This window comes from Oryzifoliimicrobium ureilyticum (genome assembly GCF_037199735.1).
GTDB lineage: Bacteria > Pseudomonadota > Alphaproteobacteria > Rhizobiales > Rhizobiaceae > Rhizobium > Rhizobium ureilyticus.
The window spans coordinates 1-890 of sequence record NZ_JBBBVQ010000076.1 but is presented as its reverse complement, the minus strand read 5'-3'; the positions used below and the strand labels follow the sequence as shown (position 1 = coordinate 890).

The window sequence follows — 890 nt, the reverse complement described above, 5'->3', positions numbered from 1 at the left end:
CCGCAGGCGGCGGTGGTGCCAGCCGTGCCGATGCCGACTTTGCATTCCACAATCCGGGCAGATGCCGACCGGTTTCGCAGCAGCGGAGACAACCCAGTTTCCTTCATCTTGAAGGGTGATATCAAGAATTTTGACCCCTGGGCCGGGTGACCATTTTAATTGCATTCGCATCCCCGCAGATAACGGTCGAGGCGCTAATACTCTGTTAACCACAGAAATTGAGGAAGAACCCGTTTAACTGCCAAACGACAGTCGAGGTCGTCGCTCGGCAGAACGCCGAACTCGTCGCCGGACCTGAACAGTGTGACCGGAACCATGAGGGTGCGGGAAAGCTGGAAGGCGTGGTTCTGCGCAAGCGAAAGATCGGTGTTCATCTAAGGCTCCATCTTTGGAGCGGGCCATTCCCGCTCGATGGCTCCCGTCAGTGTCCGGAACCGGTCGCGATCACCGCAAAGGCGTCAGCCGATGCGGCCGCAGCTTGCTAGCGGACCCGTCAGCGGGTTGATCGACGGAGATCCGGGGCTGGACCAGGAAGCCATCCATCAAGAGCGGGATTGGCACGCCTCGATAGACGCCTCCGACCAACAATGATCATACTGATGCGGATCTTGTCGCGTTTCTCGATACCTTATGCTGTCTTCTTTTCGCTCCAGTCATCAGGTCAAAGTCCATGGCAACAACTGCGGGATACGGGCCAAACACGACGTGAAGCGCTGGACGTTGGCGAATGCGAGCCATGCGGAGCCGCCCCTTGAAAAGCCGACACGCAACCGATATATATTGGTCATAGTCGAGAGCGCTGATCCGTCGGTGCGTTGAACGATTGTTTCACTCGGCTTACCGAATTGGAGCGGACCGCATGCGGTCCGCTTTTTCGTTTCAGGGGGATT

Annotated in this window: 2 protein-coding genes; both read right to left on the bottom strand. The window is 57.3% G+C overall.

Annotation, left to right across the window (positions count from 1 at the left end):
- Window positions 1–194: 194 nt before the first annotated feature.
- Window positions 195–374: a hypothetical protein gene (locus VQ830_RS28685; protein WP_337271536.1), complete on the bottom strand. Its 180-nt coding sequence runs from the start codon at window positions 372–374 to the stop codon at window positions 195–197.
- A gap of 282 nt (window positions 375–656) precedes the next feature.
- The coding region (locus VQ830_RS28680) for a hypothetical protein (protein ID WP_337271535.1) at window positions 657–890 on the bottom strand (234 nt) is incomplete at its 5' end.